The 22,864-nt window shown below is 71.8% G+C and carries 19 protein-coding genes; 11 read left to right on the forward strand and 8 right to left on the reverse strand.

Annotated elements, in window-relative coordinates; genetic code table 11:
* Nucleotides 1-760: 760 nt before the first annotated feature.
* Nucleotides 761-1,096, reverse strand: coding sequence for a hypothetical protein (locus tag AHOG_RS26275; RefSeq protein ID WP_093943709.1), 336 nt, complete (start codon nt 1,094-1,096; stop codon nt 761-763).
* Nucleotides 1,093-1,875, reverse strand: a complete 783-nt coding sequence (locus AHOG_RS26280) for a hypothetical protein (protein ID WP_157737053.1) — start codon at nt 1,873-1,875, stop codon at nt 1,093-1,095. Before AHOG_RS26280 ends, AHOG_RS26275 begins: the two co-directional genes overlap by 4 nt.
* A 360-nt stretch (nt 1,876-2,235) precedes the next feature.
* Here AHOG_RS26280 and AHOG_RS26285 point away from each other — a divergent pair, with 360 nt between their 5' ends.
* Nucleotides 2,236-2,529 (forward strand): DUF2530 domain-containing protein, encoded by a 294-nt coding sequence (locus AHOG_RS26285; protein ID WP_245856452.1) that lies wholly within the window; start codon nt 2,236-2,238, stop codon nt 2,527-2,529.
* A 211-nt stretch (nt 2,530-2,740) separates the two neighbouring features.
* Here AHOG_RS26285 and AHOG_RS26290 read toward each other — a convergent pair whose 3' ends face one another.
* The gene (locus tag AHOG_RS26290; RefSeq protein WP_093943711.1) at nt 2,741-5,842 is read right to left on the reverse strand and encodes a sacsin N-terminal ATP-binding-like domain-containing protein; all 3,102 of its coding nucleotides are present in this window, start codon (nt 5,840-5,842) and stop codon (nt 2,741-2,743) included.
* Complete coding sequence (locus tag AHOG_RS26295; RefSeq protein ID WP_093943712.1) at nt 5,839-7,257, reverse strand: DUF3027 domain-containing protein; 1,419 nt, start codon at nt 7,255-7,257, stop codon at nt 5,839-5,841. The genes AHOG_RS26290 and AHOG_RS26295 overlap by 4 nt, the downstream gene beginning before the upstream one ends.
* 60 nt (nt 7,258-7,317) lie before the next feature.
* On the opposite strand from AHOG_RS26295, the gene AHOG_RS26300 reads away from it, so the two are divergent.
* The 3 genes from AHOG_RS26300 to AHOG_RS26310 all read left to right on the forward strand — a co-directional run bounded on the left by AHOG_RS26300 (nt 7,318) and on the right by AHOG_RS26310 (nt 11,572).
* Nucleotides 7,318-8,172 carry a glutaminyl-peptide cyclotransferase gene (locus AHOG_RS26300; protein WP_245856453.1) on the forward strand — a complete coding sequence of 285 codons (855 nt, stop codon included), beginning with the start codon at nt 7,318-7,320 and terminating at the stop codon, nt 8,170-8,172.
* Between the two features lie 163 nt (nt 8,173-8,335).
* Nucleotides 8,336-10,942: an MFS transporter gene (locus AHOG_RS26305; protein ID WP_093943713.1), complete on the forward strand. Its 2,607-nt coding sequence runs from the start codon at nt 8,336-8,338 to the stop codon at nt 10,940-10,942.
* A gap of 132 nt (nt 10,943-11,074) precedes the next feature.
* Complete coding sequence (locus tag AHOG_RS26310; RefSeq protein WP_245856454.1) at nt 11,075-11,572, forward strand: DUF2771 family protein; 498 nt, start codon at nt 11,075-11,077, stop codon at nt 11,570-11,572.
* 31 nt (nt 11,573-11,603) lie between these two features.
* On the opposite strand, the gene AHOG_RS26315 is transcribed toward AHOG_RS26310, so the two are convergent.
* Nucleotides 11,604-13,439 (reverse strand): right-handed parallel beta-helix repeat-containing protein, encoded by a 1,836-nt coding sequence (locus tag AHOG_RS26315; RefSeq protein WP_093943714.1) that lies wholly within the window; start codon nt 13,437-13,439, stop codon nt 11,604-11,606.
* Between the two features lie 92 nt (nt 13,440-13,531).
* Here AHOG_RS26315 and AHOG_RS26320 point away from each other — a divergent pair, with 92 nt between their 5' ends.
* Nucleotides 13,532-14,401 (forward strand): TetR/AcrR family transcriptional regulator, encoded by an 870-nt coding sequence (locus tag AHOG_RS26320; protein WP_093943715.1) that lies wholly within the window; start codon nt 13,532-13,534, stop codon nt 14,399-14,401.
* A gap of 45 nt (nt 14,402-14,446) precedes the next feature.
* Here the strand turns inward: AHOG_RS26320 and AHOG_RS26325 are convergent, their stop codons facing one another.
* Nucleotides 14,447-14,833: a cold-shock protein gene (locus AHOG_RS26325; RefSeq protein WP_093943716.1), complete on the reverse strand. Its 387-nt coding sequence runs from the start codon at nt 14,831-14,833 to the stop codon at nt 14,447-14,449.
* Between the two features lie 138 nt (nt 14,834-14,971).
* Between AHOG_RS26325 and AHOG_RS26330 the strand changes: the two genes are divergently transcribed.
* The 3 genes from AHOG_RS26330 to AHOG_RS26340 all read left to right on the forward strand — a co-directional run bounded on the left by AHOG_RS26330 (nt 14,972) and on the right by AHOG_RS26340 (nt 17,374).
* Nucleotides 14,972-15,178 (forward strand): hypothetical protein, encoded by a 207-nt coding sequence (locus AHOG_RS26330; protein WP_093943717.1) that lies wholly within the window; start codon nt 14,972-14,974, stop codon nt 15,176-15,178.
* A gap of 712 nt (nt 15,179-15,890) precedes the next feature.
* Nucleotides 15,891-16,520 carry a TetR/AcrR family transcriptional regulator gene (locus tag AHOG_RS26335; RefSeq protein WP_093943718.1) on the forward strand — a complete coding sequence of 210 codons (630 nt, stop codon included), beginning with the start codon at nt 15,891-15,893 and terminating at the stop codon, nt 16,518-16,520.
* Between the two features lie 68 nt (nt 16,521-16,588).
* Entirely contained in the window at nt 16,589-17,374 is a 786-nt protein-coding gene (locus AHOG_RS26340; RefSeq protein WP_221439118.1) for a PhzF family phenazine biosynthesis protein, read from the forward strand.
* 160 nt (nt 17,375-17,534) lie between these two features.
* On the opposite strand, the gene AHOG_RS26345 is transcribed toward AHOG_RS26340, so the two are convergent.
* Complete coding sequence (locus AHOG_RS26345) at nt 17,535-18,362, reverse strand: HAD-IIA family hydrolase (protein WP_245857090.1); 828 nt, start codon at nt 18,360-18,362, stop codon at nt 17,535-17,537.
* Nucleotides 18,363-18,467: 105 nt separating this feature from the next.
* Nucleotides 18,468-18,872, reverse strand: coding sequence for a TOBE domain-containing protein (locus tag AHOG_RS26350; protein ID WP_093943720.1), 405 nt, complete (start codon nt 18,870-18,872; stop codon nt 18,468-18,470).
* Nucleotides 18,873-19,072: 200 nt separating this feature from the next.
* Here AHOG_RS26350 and moaA point away from each other — a divergent pair, with 200 nt between their 5' ends.
* The 3 genes from moaA to AHOG_RS26365 all read left to right on the forward strand — a co-directional run bounded on the left by moaA (nt 19,073) and on the right by AHOG_RS26365 (nt 21,820).
* Nucleotides 19,073-20,080 carry a GTP 3',8-cyclase MoaA gene (gene moaA / locus AHOG_RS26355; RefSeq protein WP_211290719.1) on the forward strand — a complete coding sequence of 336 codons (1,008 nt, stop codon included), beginning with the start codon at nt 19,073-19,075 and terminating at the stop codon, nt 20,078-20,080.
* Nucleotides 20,081-20,229: 149 nt separating this feature from the next.
* Nucleotides 20,230-20,499: a MoaD/ThiS family protein gene (locus AHOG_RS26360; RefSeq protein WP_245856455.1), complete on the forward strand. Its 270-nt coding sequence runs from the start codon at nt 20,230-20,232 to the stop codon at nt 20,497-20,499.
* 628 nt (nt 20,500-21,127) lie between these two features.
* Complete coding sequence (locus AHOG_RS26365) at nt 21,128-21,820, forward strand: LysM peptidoglycan-binding domain-containing protein (RefSeq protein ID WP_093943722.1); 693 nt, start codon at nt 21,128-21,130, stop codon at nt 21,818-21,820.
* Nucleotides 21,821-22,864: the final 1,044 nt, after the last annotated feature.

The raw sequence follows: 22,864 nt of genomic DNA on the forward strand, positions 1-22,864 counted from the left end.
CCGAGCACGGCCACCCGCTCGACGACGTCGAGGGCCTGGCCGACGCGCTCGGTCAACGGGCACCCGCCGAACACGGCCACCCGATCACCGCGGTGACCGGACTACCCGACGCACTCGACGCACGAGCGCCACCCGACCGCATCCATCCGCTCGACGACATCGACGGCCTGGGGGCCACGCTCACCGGGCACGCCGACCGACTCGCAGCCCTCGAAGGCGGAGAAGGCGGAGAAGGCAGCCCACCGGTCGATCGCGACCGGACGTTGTTCGTGGATCTGCTGTCGAGCGCCGCCCGGTCGGCACACCTCAGCGAGTGGGCCGCCCTCCTGCGAGACAACTCGGCGTACGGGGTTCGACTGCGGGTCGCCGGAGGCGGGATCACCACCACGGCGCTACGACTGGCGATCAACGAGGCGCCGTCGAGCGGCAGCCTCACCGCGGGGGCTGTATGTCGGCGCTGGTCTGTCCACGCTCACCCGCGTGGCCCAGTGCAGCCCGGACAACGGGGATGGTCACGACGCCGTGGGACGGGCCGGTTGTCATCCCGGCCGGGGCGCATGTCGTGGTTCTCGTGGCACTCACGCTGGCATCGGGACCGCTGTATCTCGATGCGATCCCGGTTCGCCCGTACCTATGGCAGGGTGCGATCAACGACCGGACAAGCGGACTGCTCCCCACCACGCTCGACGGGACAGGTCTCACCGCTACCGACAACGCCGGGTACCTCGCGTGGATCACGCCTCGCCTAAACGTCAACGGGTCAGAACACGCAGGCACCGTTGGGGTAGTAGCCGTTGGCCTGGTAGTCCACCCGAGCCACGACCGACGACTCCTGCTTGATCCGTGCGGCCAGCACCTTGCCCCGCTCGATCCAGGCGTGCTTCTCCTCGTCGGTGTCGAAACCGCAGTTGTCGACGTCCGCGAGGTCGAGCGTGTCCTGCCACTGGTCATCCCAGACCGTGAGGTCGTGCGCAAGGCCCGCGCTGAGTCCGAGTTGCTCGGACGCCTCAGCGACTGTCCAGTTGATGCCTTCGCCCTGCCAGAAGAAAGGGCCCTGGGCATAGCCTGCGAGCATTCCCAGACTGATCGTCGTCACGGGTTCCTCCGAGGTCGATGGGGGCGGACGTTCTCTCTACCGTCGGTGTGGCTCGGGTGGGCCGTGACGATGAAGCCGTTGTCTGCGATCACCACGGCGAACCGTTGTGGCCTGCCCTCGCAGTCCACTTCGTAAATCTCGCAGTCGCGCCGTACGTACCCGATGTGTCTTCCGCGCTCGATCCCAGCGAAGATCAGTTCGACGATGCGATCTGCCGGGACCCCTTTCTTCTCGAACTGCTCCGCACGGTCCGGCCGCAGGATATGGGCCTCGCCGCGAGACTCGATGTCTCCGCGCTCTAGCCATACCAAGTGTCCCCGCTGATGGCGGCCCACCCGAACGACCTTCTCCGGGCTGATCTTGACACCGTCACGCCGGAGTTCGGCGATCTGCTCCGCGTAGCGGACCTCCGGCGGGAGCTGATCCGGCGGGAGCTGATCCGGCGGCGGCGGACGAGTCGCCGTGTCGTCGGCGGACGGTGACACCGCCACCGGCGGCCCGGCATCGCCGATGCCGTGTCCGGCGATCTCGTGGCAGTAGCCGTCGATGAGGTCCTGCGCCCGCCCGAACAGCACGTGCGCGGCACGAACCTCCACACCGGAAGCACGGGCCAGGCGGTTGATCCGTGCGACCTCGGGCTGCGACGAACCCACGGTGGCAGCGCCGAAGACCTCGGCGCCGTCGGTGATCGCCGCATCAGCCACGATCGTCGCCCGCCGCGCCTCCGTCAACAGCGCGTGCGCTCGGCGGAGTTGCCCGACCACGTCCGAGACCGACAAGAGTCGACTCCTCACTTTCGGTGACATCCACATGATGCCGGACGACACCGTGCCCGGATCATGTAGGTGCGTCACCAGCCGGTCGGCGACCACCGGAGTCCGCCGCGCCGTGGTCACCGATCGAGCCGGCGGGCCCCGGAGATCGCGCTTGTCGGATCGGTCGTCGCGAATTCGGCCGCCGTCGAACGCCGAAGGCGAGCCTCACGGCCGGGGCGGGCGTGTCGCCGCGGCCGACCGACGTCGAAGGCGGCAACGGCAGGGCGACTCGCGGGACGCTCGCCACAGTTCCCGGCGGTCGACCGAAGAGGCGCCTCGCCGACGACACCCGAACACGCCGTCGATGCGCGTAACCTGCACCTCGTGCCAGAACCGACCGGAACCGAACCGCACGACGCCCCCCGGCAGTGGAAGACCCCGCCACCGCTGAACCCACGGCTCGCGGAGCCGGACCCGGTGGTCCTCGTCGGAACCGGCCTGTGGGGCGTCGCCAGCGTGGTGCTGCTGCTGGTGCACCTGTTGACCGAGGTGGACGTCTCGATCTGGCTGTGGACCTGCCTGGCGGGCACCATGCTCGGGCTGCTCGGTTACGGCGTCCTCCGGTGGCAGCGGGCCGCCGCCCGCAGCGGCTCCCGTTCGGCGCAGACCGGCGTCTGATCCGAAGGTCACCAGGCCCGGCCACGGATCGGCCCGGCCCCGGAGAAACGAGCGCCGGACCGCGCAGTCGCCCGCCGGACTCCGAGGTCGTGGCGAGGCCGCCCGCACCGGTCACTCTGGTGAGCACAACGTCCCCGGCCGCCGACCCGCGACGAGACGCCACCCGTCGGCGCGGCGCCGGTCGACTCCACGCCGCCCGGCGCCGACGACGTCAGGCCAGCAGGTTCACCGCGGTGGTGTCGACGAGCAACGCGGCGATGAGCTGCCGCTGCGACCAGCGATCCAGTCGCCAGGCCAGCGCCCGCGCCACCCCGTCCTGTGTGTCGGCCGCGTGCACGGCGCCGTCCTCGTCGACCCACCATGGCACCTGGCGGTCGACGTCCCGCGAACGCACCGTCAGCTTCTCGTGCAGCCACAGCACACCGTCGGGGACGCGGACGCCCATCAGGTCGATCACGCCTGCGACGCCGACATGGGCCGCCCAGTCGATCGGCCGACCGGGCTCGACGACCCGGCCCGCCCACTCGTCCGAGGCGAACGGCAGGTCCAACAGCTCGGCCAGCTCCACCGCGCCGCCCTGGGCCGAGGTCACGCCGAAGCCGCCGAGATCGTCCGGGACGACGCCGCCGACCGCGCTCGAACCACCGCCACCGGACGCGCCGTCGCCGGCGGCATCGTCGAAGGGATCGGGCTCGGCCACCGCGACACAGCTCGCGGGGTCCCCGACCGCCAGCAGCCACGGCTCGTCGAGCACCACGACGTCGTCGGCGGCGGCCACCGCACCGGTCAACGTGCGCAGCGAGTCGGGGGGCTCGATCCGCTCGGCGTCGACCAGACCGACGGCGACCGCATCGGCCAGGGCCCGATGGACGCGCAGGGCCGTCCCCACCGAGATCGTCGACTCCGGATCGGCCAGTCGGGCGAGCAGCTCCGCCGCGTCCGCGTTCCCGGTGATCCGCAACTCGGTGCGAACCCCGGCCGCCACCAGCAGTTCTACGTCCGCCTCGGCGAGGACCGCATCGGGGACCGGGTCGTAGAGCCCGGCGAGTTCGCCTGCGCCGGGCAGCCGCCACTGCCGGGGCGGACGTCCGGCGAGCGAGGCGTACCGGGCCAGCCACCAGGCGGTGTAGCCGGGGGCGCGTACCGCCCGCCAGGTCGCGGGCTCGGCACGAAGCAGCCGCAGCGCGGCGGGCCAGGCGTGCGCCGCGACGAGATCGAGGTCGCGCACCGCGATCAGCTCGGCAGGTGGCTCCGCGTCGCCGTCGACCTCGGCCCACCAGAGTTCCTCGTCGGCCAGATCGTGATCGGGCCCGGCGGGTGACTCGACCGTCAACACGCTGAAACCACTGATGACGCCGATACGACGCAGCACGTCCGCCGAGGTGCGCTCGGCGACCGACGAGTCGAGCACGCCGAGCCCGGCGTCCTCGTCGAGGACCGAGGCCAGCGGGGCGTCGGGCAGCATCAGTTCGTCGGCGGCACGCAGTTCACCGTTCGCCGCGGGCAGCGGCAGCGCGGCGAGCCACGGGCGCGGCTCCTCCCCCGCCCGCGCGACCAGGCCGAGCACCAGCTCCACGAGCGGGGTGACGTCCCCGCCCGCCTCGGCCTCGTCGAGCCCCGCCAGGACGGCCTCCCGCACCGGGTCCGAGTCCAGCAGCTCCACCGGGCCCGCTCGTCGGGCGCCGAGCGTCTCCAACAGCGGATGCACCGCGTCGGGATGCGCGATGCGCAGGCCCGTGACGTCGACCGCCGTCGTCGCCGTCAAGGCGGCCAGCTCGCCGTCCGGCAGCAGCACGTCTCGCGGCCCGGTGACCGTGCGGCCGTCCACCAACGGCACGGGCAGCGCGCCCAGCTCGTCGAGCCGCGTTCCGGGCCCCGCCGCCGGGAGCAGGGCGGCGTAGAGCCGCCGCCACCACTCGGGTTCTCGCCGGAGGCCGGACAGTTCGGCGACGACCTCGGCCGGGCCCAGTCGACGGACGCCCAGCGCCGACAGCGCCGCCGTGTGCCGCGCCGCGCCGAGTGTCGAGGACAGGAGGCCGGGAATCACCTCCGCCAGCAGCTCGACCAGCTCGGCGGTGCCGTCCTCGATCACCACCGCGTCCCGTGCCGTCACCTCGGCGCCCGTCGCGGCAGGCAGCCAGGCCGTCTCGCGCAGGGCGGGCAGCAGCCGATCACGCAGTGCCTCGTCCAGTTCGGATCGGGGGAAGCCCGGCGCGGGCACCACGGCGATCCGCTGTTCGGGAACGAGGACGGCGGGCAGCGCGGCGTAGGTCGCCGCGGCGCGGTCCAGGACCGCGTCGAGGGCGACGCCCGGACGGGCCCGCCTGCGATCCGCCTCCAGCGGGACCGTGGCCAGCAGCCGCGCGGGCAGCGAGAGCAGGTCGTCGGTGGGGGTCGGCGCGTGCAGTCGATCGCCTGCCTGCGGTTCCGGAGTCCCGTCGGCATCCACCGGCAGCGCCCAGCAGACCGACCAGCGACGGCGTCGCCGGGCCTCCGCCCCCGACTCGCCGAGTTCGTCCTCGGCCAGCACCCCGTCGGACCGTCGACACAGCCAGTGTCGAGGGCCGTCGGGGCCGTGCACCGTCACACGACCGTCGGCGTGGTCCTCGCGATGCCAGGTCCGGTCCTCGATCTCGATCCTGACGAGCCCCGGCAGGGCCAGCAGGAGATCCGGAGCCTGCTCGACACAGGCGGCGAGCACGGCCGCACCGTCGATCTCGGCGCGCAGCGGCAGCCGGACCTCGGTGTCGAAGCCCTCGGGCGGCGGCTCGGCGGCCTCGGACGGCCAGACCAGTCGGAGCACCGGCACCGTGTGGTCCCGTTCGGCGGCCACGTCGGCCAGCGTCTCCTCGGCGGCCACGATCGCGGCGGTCCGCGCGGCGGAGAAGGCCACCGAACCGGTCGACGAGATCACCGAGGGCTCCTCGCTGACCGCCAGGACCGCGGCGAAGCCGACGCCGAAGCGTCCGACGCTGGTCTCGTCGCGCTTGGCCGAGGCACGCAGGGCGCTCAGCGCGGCCACCCCGTCGGCGGACAACGGCGAGCCGGTGTTGGCCGCCCGAAGCTCGCCGCCGGTCAGCGCGAGCCGCAGCGTTCCCCCCAGACCCGCCTCGGCGGCGGCGTCCGCCGCGTTCTGCGCGAGTTCGATCAGCAGCCGGTCTCGATACCCGCCGAAGCGCAGGTCGTCCTCGCTGTTGGCATCCTCCCGGAACCGAGTGGGCGAGCTGCGCCAGGCGAGCAGGACGGACTCACGCAGTCGCGCCGTGCCGAAGGGATCGGCCGTGGGCTCCTGCGTCGGAGCTGCCTCCGTCACGTGGTCGAGCCGCCGTCATCGACGGGCTTCGCGGCGCTGGACGTCGAATCGGGGGCCTGCTCGGCGGCGGAGGCCTTCGCCGTCTTCGTGTTCTTCGCCGACCTCGTCGCCCGGCGCGCACGCGCGGGCTTGACGGCCTGCTCGGACTGCTCGGCGGGTGCGGTCGACTCGGGTGTCTCGCCCGGCTCGGACGGCGTGTCCCTTCCGGCCCGCCCGCTCGGCTCGCCTGCCGACGTGCGACCGCGACGGGTGCGGACCCGCTTCGGGCGCGACGTGTCGGGGATCGCCTCGCCGCTCGTCGCGGGGATGGCGGCGGGGTCGGCGTGGGCCTCGGTCTCCTGAACCGCCGTGTCCGGGCTCGGTGTGCCTGCCTCGGCCGCGTCGCCGGGCTCCGGTCGGACCTCGCCCGCCTCGGGGGCCGGGCTGCCCGACGTCTCGGCGACCGCGGTCGTCTCGACGGTGTTCTCGACGGGAGCGTCGGTGCTGCTCTCAGGGGCCGTGCCGTCGGCGGCGGGGCCCTCGGCGGTGGTGCCCTCGGCCGGGCTCTCGGCGGCGGCCGGGTCGACGTCCGCGGCGTCCGCATCGGCATCCGTGCCGAGAGGACGGACGGTGCCCACCGGGATCAGCTCGACCCCGGCATCGTCGAAGACGACCTCCGCCACCGGAACCGGCGAGGCGTTGTCCACCTCGGCGTCGGAGTGCGCGCCACAGCCGTACTCGGCGTGGACGACACGGCCGTCGGCCGGGGCCATCTCATTACCGCACGCCCCGAAGGCTGCTCGGAGCGAACCGGCGAGGGGAAGATAGAAACCGCAGGTCCCGCAGTGCGCGGGCGCGCTGCGGGCCATCTGTGCCTCGGGGCCGAAGTCGCTCTGGAACCAGCGTCGTGCCGTCTCCACCCGGCCGTGCCGACCGAGGAGCCTGCGCCTGCCGAGGCCCAGCTCCCTGGCCACCTCTTCGACCGCGGGATCGTCGCTGGCCAGGTAGCCGGGCACCAGCCTGGGGTCGTCGGGCGCCGAGGGCAGCAGATCGCCGACGCCCAGATCACCCGCCCGGACCCGCTGATCCCACGGCAGCCAGTCCGGCGCCACGAGCGCGTCCGGCCCCGGGAGCAGCACCACCTCGCTGACGGTGACCGGGGTGCCGGGACCCGCGAAGGCGACCGTCACCGCCCACCGCCAGCCGACGTACCCGGCGTGCGTGGCGACGAACTGGTGGGTGGCCGAGGAGTCGTCCTCCGCCTGGACTCCGACGTGCTCGCCGACCAGCTCCTCACCCGCCTCCGACTGGGCGGCGGCCCTCGCCTGCTCGACGGCCTCGGCCAGAGCCCGGTCGGGCTGACGGACAGACGTCGCCGCCACGCCGACCTGACCGGACGGTGGTTCCGGCACGAACCTCGGGGTGCTGGGAGACATCACCCCTCCGATTGTGCCGGACGTCTTCTGCTCCGCTGCGTCCCGTGCCACGCTGTCAGAGTGGGCCCGCGCAGATCCACCTTGTCGAGGACCGTCGTGCTGATGTTCTGCGGCCTGTTGGCGGCAGGATGCGGCGTGTTTCCGGAGGCTCCTGCACAAGACGATCGACAGTCCGACGGCGATCACTCCGACCACGACGCTGCGCACTCGGGCAGCGTCCCACAGCGCTACGACGTCGAGGTCCTCGAGACCCGACCGCACGATCCCGACGCCTTCACCCAGGGATTCGAGATCGCAGGCGACATCCTCTACGAGGGCACCGGGCTGGTGGGCCGGTCGTCCCTCCGTGCGACGGATCCGGTGACCGGCGAGGTACTCGACCAGGTCGACCTGCCCAGTCCGCTCTTCGGCGAGGGCATCACCGTCGTCGACGATCGGGTCTGGCAGTTGACCTGGCAGAACAACGTCGCATTGTTACGGGATCGCGACACGCTCGCCGAGCTGGACCGCTTCGAGTACCCCGGCGAGGGCTGGGGCATCTGCCATGACGGCACCAGACTGGTGATGAGCGACGGCACCGATCAGCTCCAGTTCCGCGATCCGGAGAGCTTCGCCCTGCTCGGCTCGGTCCGGGTTCGGCAGGAGGGCGAGCCGCGTCACCAGCTCAACGAGCTGGAATGCGTCGACGGCCAGGTGTGGTCCAACGTCTGGTTCAGCGACGACATCCTGCGGATCGACCCGGACAGCGGCGAGGTGACCGGCGTGGTCGACGCCACCGGCCTGCTGCCGCCCGAGCAGCGGCCGGGCGCCGACGTGCTCAACGGCATCGCCGCGATACCCGACACCGACGAGTTCCTGCTCACGGGCAAGCACTGGCCGAGCACCTTCCGGGTCCGATTCGTCCCTTCGGAGTGACCGGGCGATCGGCGTGAACTCGACGGCGATCTTCCGGCGACGGGGATTCACCGCCGCGACCAGGCCCGCGTAAGGGCTCGCGTACGGCAGGATTGACCCCGTGCTGCGTTCCGATCCGCCAGAAGAGCCCGACCGTCGTCGCGGCCGTGCCGGGCGGAAGGGCATGCTGCGCCCGAGCCGCCGCACCGAGATCGAGCACCACGACGGGCGGGATCGTGACGACGCGGCCGAGGCGAGGACGCCCCGAGACACGTCGCCGCGCAGGCAGCCGCCCGCCCGCAGGCCTGATCGTGTCGAGCCGGACCGGCCGCGAAAGCGACGGCCTGCGCGCTATGCCGACGAGTACGACCAGGAGGAGTACGACCGCGAGGAGCGTCGAAGCCGAGGCGCGCGGTCGGCATCACCCGGCGACGCACGCGGCGAGGATCGCTACCTCGACGACCGCGGACGGGATCGAGGCGACCGATACTCCGACGAGGGACGCACCCGCGACTACCGGGACGACGACCGGGCCCGCGACGACAGGGATCATCGCGGCGATCGGCACCACCGGGTCCGGCGCGACGGACGCGCCCGATCCGACGGCGGATACTCGGACGATCGCCGCGGCGACGAACGCTACGGCGGCGACGGCCGTGACGACGAGCGATACCGGCGCCGCTACGCCGACGACCGGTACGCCGACGACCGGTACGAGGACGACCGGTACGAGGACGACCGCCGCCGGGATGACCGCTACGGGCCTGATCGTCGCGAGAGTGATCGTCGCGAGAGTGATCGTCGCGAGAGTGATCGTCGCGAGAGTGATCGTCGCGAGAGTGATCGTCGCGAGAGTGATCGCCCTCGGGACGACCGGTACGAGGACGAGTACACGGACCTGGACGACCACGATCCCGACGATCGGACTCGACGCAGGCAGGACGAGCCGCGCGACCGGTCGCCCCGGCGATCGGACCCCGATGACGAGCACCACACGTACGCGGCGAGGGCGGACGGCCGCCGGAACCGACCGGATCACGATCGGCGGGCTGGCGGTCGCGACGATCACCGCGACCACCACCGCGAAGGTCGCCCGCCGAGGGAACGGAGCGGCGAGGACCGCGATCGCTACGGCGACGAGCGGTACGGCGACGGCCACGACCGCGATCGTTACGGCGACGACGGCTATGACGACGGCGAGCCCCGGCGCGGCGAGCCGGGCACGCGCCGACCGCGGAGCCGGGACGACACCGAGGAGCGCCTCGGCGACCGGGCCGTGCCCGCCCGCCGGGTCGATCACCCGGCCGACGAGGAGCCGGCCGACAGCGCGCACCACCCCGAGCATCCCCGAGGCCCGAAGAAGCTGACCGTCACCCGCGTGGCGATGTATCGGAGCAGGCAGCTCACCGGCCAGGCCGTCCAGGCGTTCCGCCGGGCCGCGCACGCCGACGGCGCGGACAAGTCCGGGCTGAACCGCCTCACCTACGCCGTGATGATGAACTACGCGGTCGACGCCGCCATCGCGGTCGCCCTGGCCAACACCTTGTTCTTCTCGGCGGCCACCGGTGAGAGCCGGGGCCGGGTGGCGCTCTACCTGCTGATCACCGTCGCCCCCTTCGCACTGATCGCCCCGGTGATCGGGCCGGCGCTCGACCGCCTGCAGCGCGGCAGGCGCATCGCCCTGGCGTCGTCCTTCGCCACCCGTGTCGCGCTGCTGGCGGTGATGGCCGTCAACTTCGACAGCTGGCTGCTGTATCCGGCGGCCCTGGGCTGCATGGTGATGTCGAAGTCGTTCGGGGTGCTCAAGGGCGCGGTCACCCCACGAGTGCTGCCCTCGGAGATCACGCTCGTCGAGACGAACGCTCGACTCAACATCTTCGGACTGGCCGCGGGCGGGGTGTTCGGCGCGCTGGCCAGCGGGCTGGCCGCGGTGTTCGACTCGGACGGCGCACTGTGGTTCGCCGTGCTCCTGGCCGGGGCGGGCGCGGTCCTGTGCCTGCGCATCCCGGCGTGGGTGGAGGTCACCGAGGGCGAGGTCCCCGCCTCGCTGAGCGCCCGACCGCGCAAGGCACGCCGACAGCCCATGGGCCCGAACGTGGTCGTCGGCCTCTGGGGCACCGGCACGGCCCGCACCCTGACCGGCTTCCTCACCTTCTTCGCCGCCTTCGTCGTGAAGGCCGAGACCGAGGAGTCGGCAGGCGTCCAGGTGATGCTGCTCGGGCTGATCGTCGGTGCGGCGGGGCTCGGCAACTTCGTCGGCAACGGCGTCGGCGCCCGACTGCGGATGGGCAGACCGCATCAGGTGATCCTCATCTCGGTGGGCGCGGCGCTGGCGACGACCGTGTTCGCCGCGATCGTGCCAGGCATCCTCACCGCGGCGCTGGTGGCGCTGGTCGGCTCGACGGCCAGCGCGCTCGCCAAGATCTCACTGGACTCCGTCGTGCAGCGGGAGATGTCGGAGGAGTCTCGGGCCTCCGCCTTCGGGCGCTCGGAGACGATCCTGCAACTCGCCTGGGTCTTCGGCGGCGTGCTCGGACTGCTGCTGCCGCCCTCGTACTGGATCGGTTTCACGGTGCTGTCGGTACTGCTGGTCCTCGGCCTGGTGCAGACGGTGCTGACGAGCAGGGGCCGGTCTCTGCTGCCCTCCCGCGGCTTCCGACCCGGCGGGCCGCCCGCGCCGGATCGACGGGACGCTCCCCGGCGGCCGCAGCTCGGCAGGGGTCGGTCGGACGACGTGGCACCCCGGTCCCCGTCGACGGCGACGGCCATCGAGGCCCCGCCGGATCGGTGAGGCTCGGCGAGTAGCTCGATGCCGTCGGCAGACGGCGGTACCGGGATCGCCGCCGGGCCCGACGGACGCGACTCCGGTACGTCGCCCACCACCCGGTCGGCCGCCGGGCGGCGGCGAACTAGGCTGCCTGTCGTGTCCGACGCCCCGCCGGTGAACAGGTCCCGGCTCGCCAGACTCGCCGCGACCATGCTGGCCTGCCTCACGGTGGCGGGCTGCGCAGCCCCGGCCACGCCCAGGGTGAGCTTCTACGCGGATCGCGAGACCATCCATGTCGAGCCCGCGCAGCTCTGCGACGCCCAGCTGACCGAATGCTCGGTGAACGAGGCCGCCGTGGGAGTGCTGCGGGTCCCGCCGGGTGCACCGCTGCAGATCTCGGTGCCGCATCACGTCGGGGACACGCCGTGGCAGGTGGTCTTCCGCTATCGGGTGGACGGCGAGGTGGTGGACGGCCGCAGCGAGGTGTTCGCGCCGGAGGAACGGCTGGCCTACACCCTGCGGCTGCCCGAGGCGGATGCTCAGCTGGAGGCCGTGGAGGTCCAGCGGTTCGGCGCGGTCCTCGTCGAGGACCCGGAGACCGGGGTCGGCTTCATCACCAGCGGGATCTGGGTGCTCTCCGTCGACGATCGCTGACCGACTCCCGGCCGAGCCTGTGACGAGGGTGCTACTCCGGTCGAAGAGGGCGTCGCCCCGCCGAGGCGATGATGTCGGCGCCTGCCGGATCGGCGGCCAGGGCGGCCTCGAAGTCCTCCTTCGGCAGCACGGTGTTCCCGGCGAGGTACACCGTCTCCGGCGGGTCGTCATGACCCATGGGCAGGTCGTCCCAGTAATTCCCGAGGAACGCGACGTGACGCAACGGCGGCGCGACCGTCAGCACCGCGGGCGTGTCGCCTCGATGGACGACGTTGCCTGCGACGGTCACCCAGGCCGCGCCGTAGTCGGTGTAGAGGCCGAAGTTGTACGAGGTGATCGTGTCGTGGATGACGTTGCCTCGCAGCACCGTGCCGCCCGCGAAGGACGAGCCCTGCGGCGCCGAGACGTAGATGCCGCCGCCGTCGGCCAACACCGTCATCGTGTGGTGGATGAGGTTTCCGATGATCTGCGCTCCGCGAGCGCTCTCGCCGCCGAGGACGACGATGCCCGCGTGCGGCACGTCACGAACCTCGTTGTGGCGCACGACGACGTCCCGTGTCGCGGCGAGCAGGATCGCGGGCGAGCCTCGGTACTCGGCGCCGACGGCATGCACCAGGTTGTCCTCGACGAGACAGTCCGCGGCCTGCCGCACCGCGATGCCGCTGCCGGACACGTCGTGAACGGTGTTGCCGCGCACCACCACCCCCGTGCAGCCCGGTCCGATCTCGAGTGCGCCCGCGCCGAGGCCGGTGAAGCGGTTCGCCGCCAGCACGATCCGGCGGGCGTGGGAGAACGTCACGTTCGCGGGCAGCTGCGCCGTGTCGACGGGGACGGTCACCCTGCCCATGCCCTCGGGCAGCACGATCTCCGTCACCGCCCCGCCCGTGTAGTGCGTGTCGCCGTGGTAGTGCAGGTAACCACCCGTCTCGCGGACGCCCGACCACTCGCCGTGGGCGAAGGTCAGTCCCCGGATCGTGAGGTCGGTCAGCGGCCGCCGCGCCGTCCCGTGCCCACTCACCAGCGTCTGGAGTACCGGCGCGAGAACGGTGGCGGTGTCCGGCTGTTCCTCCGGCCGGGGAAGGTAGTGCACGAGGTGGCTGCCGGGAACGGACCGGTCGAGGACGAAGGTGCCGGGTTCGGTGAGGAAGGTACGGCTGTTCTCCACCTCGGACGGGGCGTCGAGCGGCTCCCAACCCGCGTCGCCCTCGGCATCGTTGCCCTCGGCGCCGTTCCACTCGCCGACGTAGAGCCGTCGGGCGTGGTCCCAGGCCGGCTGGGCCATGACGATCCTCGTCGAGTCGCCGTCGGCGGTGATCTCGGCCACCGCGCAGCGAGCCTGGGTCCACGGATAGACCCCGGTGTAGACGAACTCGATGCCGTCCGGGCCTGCCCATCCTTGCGGGATCGCGCTGTCCGTGACGTATCCGAACTCTGTTTTCGTCACATATCCCGGCAGGCCGGCCGTCGACACGGCCCGTCCGATCCGACGACCTGCGCAGTGGAGCCAGCGGGGCTCCAGGTCGCCGACGGGGGCCGACCACACGCCGCCGGGCCCCCGCGTCCACCCGCCGATCGCGCGGCCGCCGCTGACGACGACCTCCTCCTGCTCGGCGGTCCCGTACCCGTACGGCTCGTAGACCACCCGGTGCCCCCCAACGCCGGAATCACCCTGATCAGCACGGAACTCCAGCGGGCGATCCAGCGTGTAGACCCCCGCCCGCAGTCGGACCACCAGGTCCCCCGTCATCTCGGCGGTCCGCTCCCGCACCGCACGCTGCGCGGCGGGCAGCGTCGCGAGCGGCAGGTCGGGCGTCCCCGGCCAGGTGTCGTCACCCCAGGTCGCGACGATGATCGCGGTGTTCGACATCCGTGCATCCTCCTTAGTTATGCCATATACTTCGGATTACACCATAAACATCGATGCCACGTCGGCACGGCGCGGGATCAACGGAGGCGGGAATGAACAGAGACGACGACCGTCCGCTCGACCCGGAGCGCACGGTCGATCTGCTCTGGAGCCCGGCGACGTGGCAGGCGGCGGACGAACGGCTGAGCCTGTCGCGCATCGTGGCGACGGCCGTCGAACTGGCCGACGCCGACGGCCTCGCCGAGTTGTCGATGCGCCGGATCGCCGATCGGCTGGGATACACGACGATGGCCCTCTACCGACATGTTCCGGGCAAGGCGGAGTTGATCGACCTGATGCGCGACGCCGTCTACGCGCGGCTCGCCGGAACGACGGGCGACTCGTCAGACTGGCGGTCCGGACTCGCGGACTGGGCCAGGGACAACCGTGACCTGCATCGTCGACACCGCTGGCTGGCGGACAGCGCGGGACGTCGACGGGTGCCGGGGCCGAACATCATGAGCAACTTCGAGCGCGCGCTGAGCATCGCCGAGAGCACCGGGCTGCCGCCCGCCGAGGTGCCCGCCGTGGTCGAGCTGATCGGCGGCATCGTGGAGGGCGCGGCCCGAGGCGAGCAGGAGGACGAGCAGCGGGAACGGCAGACCGGGCAGACCCACCAGCAGTGGTGGGAGAGCCGCGACTCGCTGTATGAGCGGGTCGGCGACTATCCGACGCTACGCCGGATCTGGGAGGCGGGCGGCTATGACCGGCCGGTGGACGCCTTCGAGTTCGGGCTCGATCGCGCACTCGACGGCATCGAGGCCCTCATCCACCGACGTGACGCCGACCGTGACGAAAAGGAGCCCGTGCACTGCGTGGTCTGCGGGGTCGTCCTGCCTGCGGCGGCCCGGGGCAGGCCGAGGTCCTACTGCTCACACGGCTGCCGTCAGCGCGCCTATCGGCGCAGGCAGTCGTCGGAGTAGACCTCGGCAGGCCCCGGCCGCCGAGCCGTCGTCGCCGGCCGTCGTTCAGGGCTCCAGCTCCCGCGCGACGGCTCGAACGAGTTCGGCGATCCGCTTCGTGTTCTTGCGGTCCGGGTAGCGGCCCCGGCGCAGCTCCGGCTGCACACTCGCCTCCAACACGGTGATCATGTCCTCGATCAGCCCGTGCAGCTCCTCCGCGGGCCTGCGCCGCGCCTCGGCGACCGAGGGCGGCGCGTCCAGGATCTTCACGGACAGCGCCTGCGGACCACGGCGGCCCTCCGCCATGCCGAACTCGACTCGTTGGCCCGGCTTCAGGCCCTCGACCCCCGGCGGTAGCGCGGAGGCACGGACGTAGACGTCCTCGCCTCCGTCCTGGGTCACGAAGCCGAATCCCTTCTCCGCGTCGTACCACTTGACCCTGCCGCTCGGCACTGTCCTCACCGTTCCTACTCGTCGCAATCGGGTCGTGCCGACCAGCGGTCGACACGACAATCCCAGAGTAGAGGTTCCCCCAGTCGAGGCGGCGCCTGCCGAGGAGGTCGGTCGACGCAGGCGGGCTACCCTGGTCTGGTGAGCGCGCAGGCAGGCAGAAGCCCCCTCTTCTCGTTGTCCTTGACGACCTTCGGCATCGGACTGCTCGCGGTCTTCGCGACGTTCGTGCTCTTCGCCTTCGGCTACTCCGATCAGCCGGTCTGGCTGAACGTGGCCTGCCTGCTCGCCCCGGCGGGGATGTTCGTCGGCGTGATCGCGATCCTCCGGCAGTCACGCCGCCGCTGAGCGGCCGCCGACCCCTCTTGACCGACTGCCCGCGGCGGCGAGTCCCGACGGCGTGCGCGGCCTCGCGACGCACGCTCCCGTGAAGGCAACGCGACGTCGTCGCCGTCACCTCGAGGCGACGGCTCGCCTCGCCGTCGGAGGCGTCCGGCCGGCGAGCTCGGGTGCGCGGCGGCGGGGGCGCTCCCCGGTGGGCGTCGGCCCCCGCCGCCGTCCGGGCGCTGCCGCGCCGCGCTGATCCTCGCCATTGCCGCTGCTGCCGTGAGGCCCTGCGGCGCGATTCCTGCCGCGGTGATCCCTGCCGCGGCATCCGCTGCCGAGGTGATCGCCGCCGCGGTGATCCGCTGTCTCCTTGATCCCCCGCCACGGTGATCCCCCGTCTCGGAGTCCACTGCCGAGGCGACTCGATCAGCACCGTCGGGCGCCGGCATCGGCGCGACAGCCGGCGAGTACGGGCCGGAGCATCGCGGTGTCGGTTCGGTGTCGGTGTCGAACGGGCGGCGTTCTCGGCCGTCGAGAATCGCGGTCTACCCGCACGGGGATGCCTCGCGCCGAGAACATCAGGCAGGCACGGGGAATTCCTCGATGGAAATCCATCGACCTTCCCCGTGGATCGACACCGAGCGTCGAACAGTCGCGAACACGCGCTTTCTTGACTACTCAACGAGTAGCCTAGGCCGATTGACATCCAGTCACGGTGCGTCAGAATATCCGGGTGACCCCAGCCCATCGGCTCACTGTGCGGGTGAAGATGTCGTTACGCGACAACCTCCTGTGCGGGGCCGCAGACCTGCTCGCCGAACGTGGCTTCGCGAGGCTGCGAATGAGCGAGGTCGCCGCGATGGCGGGCGTGAGCAGACAGACCGTCTACAACGAATTCGGCGGGAAGGAGACCCTCGCGCACACCGTGGTCCTGAACCAGGCGCGAATCTGTCTGGAACAGGTCGGCCAGGCGATCCGAAGCGCCGACGACCCGGTCGCGGGAATACGAGCGGCCGTCCGGCGGATACTGGAGGTCTCGGCGCGTGATCCGCTTCTCACCGCATTGCTCACCGGACTCGAACGCGAGGCGTTGCTGCCCTTCCTGCCGGTGCCCGACCTGCCGACGCTGCGTGCGTTGACCGACCTGATCAGCCGCAGGCTGCACGCACAGCTGCCCCAGCTGCCGCCCGCCTCCACGACCTTCTACGCCGACACGGTCGTCCGACTGACGGTCAGCCATCTGCTCATCCCCACCGCGACGACCGCCGAGGCCGCCGACGCGGTCACCGCGATCGCCGCCGCCGTCCTGAGTCCGCATCTCCCGATCGCCCAGCCGAGGCATCGCCCCACCCGGCCTCGCTGACCTGCGCCGGGCCGTCCCAGACGGCCACCGGACGCCGCCGAGTCGGATGCGGCCTCTACATTCTCCGCATGGCGGTGGACGTGTACGTCGTGGACGCTTTCAGCGATCGCCCCTTCGGGGGGAACCCGGCGGGAGTGGTGCTGCTGCCGAGCTTCCGTGACCCGGAGTGGATGCAGGCCGTGGCCGCCGAGCTGAGACATTCGGAGACGGCGTTCGTCGAAGTGGACGGGCATGCCGACGCACCGAAGCCGCTCCGCTGGTTCACACCGACCGTCGAGGTCGACCTCTGCGGTCATGCCACGCTGGCCGCCGCGCACGTCCTCGGCGGCGATCAGGTCTTCACCACCCGCGGCGGCGAGCTGTCCTGTGTGGCCACCGAGGACGGCCGGATCGAACTCGACTTTCCCGCCGACCCGACGACGGTGCTCGCCGACCCGCCCGCGCGACTGTCCGAGGCGCTCGGCGGGATCAGGGTGGCATCCGTCGCGGCGGGTTCCTCGGATCTGCTGGTGGAGGTCGAGTCTCCCTCGGCCGTCGCGGCGGTGCACCCCGATCTCGCCACGTTGAGCGGTCTGCCGCATCGCGGAGTGATCGTGACGGCGGCGGGCGGACGGGACGGCGTCGACTTCGTGAGTCGGTGTTTCTTCCCGCGTGTCGGCGTCGCGGAGGACCCGGTGACGGGCTCGGCACATCGGACCCTGGCGGCCTGGTGGTCCGAACGGCTCGGTCGAACGGAGCTGGTGGCCGAGCAGCTCTCGGCGCGAGGCGGCCGGGTGCGCATCGACGTGCGCGGCGACCGGGTCGGCGTCTCCGGCCGAGCCACGACGGTGCTGCGGGGCAGCCTCTACAGCTGACACGCACCGCTCCGCGCCTGCCCCGCACACGGCCGGACGCGGGCCCGCCCGGCCGCAGGGCCGTTCGCACGCCCGGCGGGCTCGATGCGCCCGACATGACTCACAGACCCGGCCCGCCGGCATGATTCGCGGGGCTCGACCCGCGGAGGCGCGGGCCGGCTCAGTCGGCCGGCCGGTCTCCGCCGTCCGGGCCGCGTGCCGAACTCAGGATCGTCCTGGCAGGCACGCCGCCGTCGGGGAACGGCAGGTGCGCCGCGCCGACCAGCTCCGAGATGGACTCGACGACCCGAGTGGGCCGGAAGGGGAAGCTGTCCGCCGTCGCGGGCCCGGAGATGCCCGTCATCACCAGGATGGTCTGCATCCCGGCCTCCATGCCCGCGCGGACGTCGGTGTCCATCCGATCGCCGACCATGAGGGTGTTCTCCGAATGGGCGCCCAGCGCACGCAGCGCCGACCGCATCATCAGCGGATTGGGCTTGCCGACGTAGTACGGCGCCCGGCCGGTCGCCCGTTCGATGAGCGCGGCCACCGCACCCGTGGCGGGAAGCCTGCCCTCACGGCTGGGCCCGGTCTCGTCGGGATTGGTGGCGATGAACCGCGCGCCCGCCTCCAGCAGGCGCAGCGCCTTGGTGATGGCGGTGAAGCTGTAGGTGCGGGTCTCACCCAGGACCACGTAGTCCGGGTCGCGGTCGGTGAGGACGTAACCGACCTCGTGCAGCGCCGTGGTCAGGCCCGCCTCGCCGATCACGTAAGCCGAGCCGCCCGGCCGCTGCGAGTCCAGGAAGCGCGCGGTGGCCAACGCCGACGTCCAGATCGACTCCTCCGGCACCTCGAGGCCGTTCGCCGACAACCTCGCACGCAGGTCGCGCGGGGTGTAGATGGAGTTGTTGGTCAACACCATGAAGGCGATCTCACGCTCGGCCAGCTCGGCGAGGAGTTGATCGGCCCCCTCGATGGGGTGCTCCTCGTGCACGAGGACCCCGTCCATGTCCAGGAGATAGTTCCAGCGTTCGGGGCGAGTCTGGGCTGTTCCGATCACGGGCTTCATGCTGCCTGCCCGACGGCGGGAGCGCCATCCCGTGAGCCGTGCCGCCTAGCCGCCCGCCCGAGGCGTCTCCACCACCACATGGGTCGACTTGACCACGGCGACCGCCAAGACGCCCGGTTCGAGACCGAGTTCGGCCACCGCGTCGGCGGTCATCAACGAGACCACCCGGTGCGGCCCGCAGACCATCTCCACCTTCGCCGCCACCCGGTCGACCACCACCTCGGTGACCAGGCCGACGAAGCGGTTGCGAGCGGAGCGGCCGACGGCCGAGGGATCGGGTGTCTCGCGAGCCTGGCCCGCGGCGAACTCGGCGAGCATCGCTCCCTCGATCACCATTCGGCCCGACTCGTCACGGCCGGCGGTCAGCTGGCCGAGCTCGATCCAGCGACGCACCGTGTCGTCGCTCACCCCCAGCAGGGCGGCGGACTCGGTGATGCGGTATCGGGGCACGAGATCGGACCTTACGTCACGACGAGACCTCGGCGGCGATTCTCGACGGCGGAATGATGATCTTCACTTCGCGTCGAGGCGCCGCCCGTGCGGACGGAGGCGGACGGAGGCCGCGGGTTCGGCGTCCGTCCGGTGGTTAGGCTCGTCCTGTGAGTGCGGTGGAGCTGGGCATCCCGGTCGTTCCCAGGGCGGCGGGCGGCCTGCCGCGTCCCGAGGCGGCCGGTCTGATCGACCGGTACGGACGCACGGCCGCCGATCTGCGAGTCTCCCTGATCGATCGCTGCAATCTGCGCTGCTCGTACTGCATGCCCGCCGAAGGCCTGGACTGGCTGGCCAAGAGCAGCCTGCTCGACACCTCGGAGCTCGATCGGCTGCTGCGGATCGCGGTCGAGCGGCTCGGCGTCCGTGATGTGCGCTTCACCGGCGGCGAGCCGCTGCTACGGCCGGATCTGGCGGCCGTCGTGGCCAACACCGCCCGACTGCGCCCCCGGCCCAGGATCTCTCTGACGACCAACGGCATCGGCCTCACGCGGCGGGCCGAGGAACTGGCCGCGGCCGGACTCGACCGCATCAACGTCTCACTGGACACCCTGCGCCCGGACCGCTTCCACACCATCACCCGCAGGCGACGGCTCGACGACGTGTTGGCGGGCCTGGCCGCCGCCAAGACCGCGGGCCTGGACCCGGTGAAGATCAACGCGGTCCTGCTGCGCGGGGTCAACGATGACGAGGCACCCGACCTGCTGCGCTTCGCACTGGACGGCGGTTACCACCTCCGCTTCATCGAACAGATGCCGTTGGACGCGCAGCACGGCTGGCAGCGCTCCGAGATGATCACCGCGACGGAGATCCTGACGCTGCTCCAAGGCACGTTCGCCCTGACCCCGCACGAGGCCGAACGCGGCTCGGCGCCCGCCGAGCGGTGGTCCGTCGACGGCGGGCCGGGCACCGTCGGCGTCATCGGCTCGGTGACCAGGCCGTTCTGCGCGGCCTGTGATCGGACCAGGCTGACCGCGGACGGACAGCTCCGCAGCTGCCTGTTCTCGCAGACCGAGACCGACCTGCGCGGCCCGCTGCGGTCGGGGGCCGACGACGAGGAGCTGGCCGACATCTGGCGCACCACGATGTGGGGCAAGCCCGCCGGACACGGCATCAACGACGAGAGCTTCACTCAGCCTCGGCGGCCGATGAGCGCCATCGGCGGCTGACGGCGGGAGTCGCCGACGGCCTCGACGGCGCCGACACGGAGGGCCGAGGGCCGACCGTTCCACCGAGCCGTGCCGAGCCGTGCCGAGCCGCTGCCCGATCGAGAACACCGGCCGACGTATGCCGGTCGCCAGGCCGAGGAGGGAGATCGGTGAACACCACCGACCAGATCACCGTGCGGGTCCGCTACTTCGCCGGAGCGAGGGCGGCCGCCGAGGTCACCGAGGAGACGGTGCGGCTGCCGCAGGGCGCCACCGTGCATCAGGTCCTCAGTCTGCTCGCCGATCGCCGAGGCGCGCGGCTGGAACGGGTGCTGGGCGCGTGCAGCTTCCTGGTGGACGGCGTGGCGGTGACGGACCGGGACCGACGGCTCACCACACCCGTCGTCCTCGACGTCCTCCCGCCGTTCGCAGGCGGCTGAGCCCTGCCGCTCGCCGCCACCGCTCGTCTCCGTCACGGCCGACGGGCGCACCCCTGATGGATCACGACTTGATCTCGCAGAGCGATCATCAATCACCCTCTGTAGCACAACCCCATGCGACCCGATTGGATCTTGCGCCGACCGGAATTTCTTGCTCTCCGTCACCGTGGAACAGGGCGCTTCCCCCACTGGTGCACCTACTCTCACTCAAAGCTGTACAACTACTCCCCGCCAACGAGAAAACTGCTCACAGTAAGCACGACATGGTGACCCATACCTCACGGTGGGTGATCGATATCGAACCGGAAACGGACCGGTAACGACGCACTGACCTGCGAAAAGGCCCTCATCGCGCATCACCCACCCGCGTTACTGTGACGAGCGTCACCATTGCTATCGTTTGGGAATTCCCTGTCGGCTACGTACCGTCGCCTCTCGGTCGCCCCGAACGGCCGCAAGAGAAACCGGGAGTGCGCAGCGCCAAGCCCTGTCCAGCGCATTCCTTCCCCGAATCACAGACCGGACAGGGACGAGAACTCGATCTTCAGCGGCCCCGCGAACCGGGGACGGCCGAGATCGGGGCCCCGCGAAGAGCGGGGACGGAGTCGGCGCGGTGGGAGAGAGGGACATGGCTCGCTACCAAGGCAGGCACCGCAAGCCTTCCAGTACCAGCCGCACCATCACCCGAATCGCAGTCGCAGGCGCCTTCGTCGGCGCCCCCCTGGCTATGGCCACTCCAGCCGTCGCGGCGCCCGACTGGGACGCCCTCGCGCAGTGCGAGAGCAGCGGCGACTGGGCCATCAACACCGGAAACGGTTACAGCGGCGGACTCCAGTTCCACCCGCAGACCTGGGCCGCCTTCGGCGGCACCGAATACGCGCCCAACGCCCACCAGGCCACGCGCGAGCAGCAGATCGCCGTGGCAGAGCGGGTGCTGGCCGAGCAGGGCCCCGGCGCGTGGCCCGCATGCAGCGCCAAGACCGGCTGGCACCTCGGCGGCGGAACGGCGGAGCCTGCTCCGCAGCCCGCGCCGCAGCCCGCCGCGCCCGCCCCGGCTGCCCCCGAAGCAGCTCCGGAGGAGGCCGCGGCACCCGAGGCCGCGCCGCAGCCCGCCCCGCAGGAGGTCCAGGAACAGGCGCCGGCCCACGTCGGCCCGATCCTCGACCACCCCGAGGGCAACTACACGGTCGAGGCGGGCGACAGCCTGTCGAAGATCGCGAAGGAACACGACACCGACTGGCAGTCGCTGCACGAGGCGAACGCAGAGGTCGTCGCCGACCCGGATCTGATCTTCACCGGTCAGAAGCTCCTGGTCGGCTGATCCCTGCCGGGTCCGCTCCCCGCCGCCATCCCCCGGGGGGCGGGGAGCGGACCCGACCAGCCGTCCACCATGATTCGAGCGCTGGAGGGCGCCCGCAGGCCTGGCAGCCGGCATCGCGGAGGATCCCGAGCCACCGCGGACCGACTCATACGGTGCGGCCACCCGCCCGGCACCGGCGGTCGCACCGGAGGACACCACAGCCGGGTCGCCGGTGACCCGTGCCGCCACGGTGCGCCCCGGCCGACGATCCTGAACTTCTAGGCAGCCCGGTTCGACGGCGGTACAGTCGCGTTCGTGACCGAGCAGGCCGCGTCCCCCGTGCGTACCCGTCGCCGGGCCATGCGGCACTCGTGCTCCGCCGTCGCGTCGGAGCGGGCACGCCCCCGTCGCACGGCCCCGCCGGACACCACGCGACTCTCCGGACGACGGGCCCTGCCGAGATCTCGCGGCCTGGACCGACTCCGTGCGCCCGGCGAGACCACGCCGCCGCTCCATCCCGTGGACACGGCCTCGCGAACGTGCGCAGGCCCTCGCCCGCCGGCCCGACGTCCGTCTCACGTCGTCGGCCCCGATACGCGGCCCGCCCGGATGCCCCCGCACCCGCCCGCCACCGTGCACCGCCTCCGGAGGCGTGCTCCTCGAACGCGACGGACACTCGCCGTCCACGCTCCCGCGCCTCTCGACCCAAGTCGCAGGCAGTCTGTCGTGGGCGTAACCGGTCGCCCGCCCGCAGGCCGCGTTCGGCCGCTCCGGAGCGGACGGCGGCGTCCTGTCCGCCGCCTGACGACGCGTCAGCCGCCCAGACTGAGCAGCCACCCAGACTGAGCGGCGACCCGGCCTGAATCGCACCCGGACTGGAATCGGCGCGTCATCGGACCGCATCATCGAGAACGGACGGACCGCCACCGGGCACGGACTTCACCGGCCAGACACGCCCGGACATCGCCCGGCAGGAACGGAATCGGGACCGAGCGGCCGCTTCAGGAGCCCGCTCGCCTGGCCGCACAGGCCGAAGGCTCCGCCGGGGACGCCCGTCTCGACGAC

The sequence above is a fragment of the Actinoalloteichus hoggarensis genome (assembly GCF_002234535.1).
GTDB lineage: Bacteria > Actinomycetota > Actinomycetes > Mycobacteriales > Pseudonocardiaceae > Actinoalloteichus_A > Actinoalloteichus_A hoggarensis.

Coding starts and splice junctions, on each gene's coding strand:
- AHOG_RS26295 (WP_093943712.1), bottom strand. CDS start 7,257: ATGTCTCCCAGCACCCCGAGGTTCGTGCCGGAACCACCGTCCGGTCAG.
- AHOG_RS26305 (WP_093943713.1), top strand. CDS start 8,336: ATGCTGCGCCCGAGCCGCCGCACCGAGATCGAGCACCACGACGGGCGG.
- AHOG_RS26315 (WP_093943714.1), bottom strand. CDS start 13,439: ATGTCGAACACCGCGATCATCGTCGCGACCTGGGGTGACGACACCTGG.
- AHOG_RS26320 (WP_093943715.1), top strand. CDS start 13,532: ATGAACAGAGACGACGACCGTCCGCTCGACCCGGAGCGCACGGTCGAT.
- AHOG_RS26340 (WP_221439118.1), top strand. CDS start 16,589: ATGGCGGTGGACGTGTACGTCGTGGACGCTTTCAGCGATCGCCCCTTC.
- AHOG_RS26345 (WP_245857090.1), bottom strand. CDS start 18,362: ATGGACGGGGTCCTCGTGCACGAGGAGCACCCCATCGAGGGGGCCGAT.
- AHOG_RS26365 (WP_093943722.1), top strand. CDS start 21,128: ATGGCTCGCTACCAAGGCAGGCACCGCAAGCCTTCCAGTACCAGCCGC.